Here is an 846-nt window from a genome sequence, read left to right on the forward strand (position 1 = left end):
GCTTTGAGCGGCTCACATCCCGAATGCCCCCGGCTTTGCCGGGGGATGGTTACCAATTGGGTTGCCATCGCGCTCGGCAATGAACAGCACCCACGCTTCGGGCATGGTGCGCGCCATGTCTGCAAAAAAGGCGCGGCTCAGGTAAGGCGGGTTGCCGTGTTCGAGGTAGGTGCGTTCGTAGCAGCGGTAGAAGAAATCCCAGTCGCTTGTGCTGATGTCCTTGCCCTGCAGGCAGCGAAAAGTCACGCCTGCATCGGTCACACGGCGTCGCTCTTGTTTGATCTTCTTGCGCTTTTCCTGGGCCAGGCTGGCCAGAAAGTCGTCAAAGCTGGTGAAGCGATTTGGCATTGCCAGCCATTCCGACGTTGCTTCGCCAGACACAACAGGTGCTACAGGCGCCATGTTTTGCCAGTGGAACTGCACGGTGTGGCGCAACATCAGGCCCTGGTCGGCGCAGGTGGCAATGTCTCCTTCTGCCGCAAACAGCAGGTGCAATGACGAGATATCTTCTTCAATGCACCATTGGCGTGCAGCCTGCACCAGCTGTGCCCGCGCGGTGGCATCACGCGCCAGCAAGCGGGAGCCCGGCACAGGGGTGAAGGGCACGGCCACCAGCGCCTTGGGGTAATACGGCACGCCGTGCTGCTCGTAGGCGCTGGCCCAGGCCCAGTCGAATACGTATTCGCCGTACGAATGGGTTTTCAGGTACAGCGGGCAGGCGGCCACCAGCACCCCCGCGTCCCACAGGGTGAGGAAGCGCGGCGTCCAGCCCGTGCGCGGTGTGGCGCTGCCGCTAGCTACCAAAAGGAGGCCCCCCGGCTCTGCCGGGGAGGCAGTAGAAGTTTG

Annotated in this window: 1 pseudogene; it reads right to left on the minus strand. The window is 62.4% G+C overall.

From position 1 onward, the window contains the following. Positions 1–48 precede the first annotated feature (48 nt). Positions 49–846 (minus strand): annotated as a pseudogene (locus tag IHV84_RS20200) (GNAT family N-acetyltransferase); the annotation flags it as partial.

Origin of the sequence: Acidovorax sp. IB03 (assembly GCF_016406015.1) — a bacterium.
GTDB classification, from domain to species: domain Bacteria; phylum Pseudomonadota; class Gammaproteobacteria; order Burkholderiales; family Burkholderiaceae_C; genus Acidovorax; species Acidovorax temperans.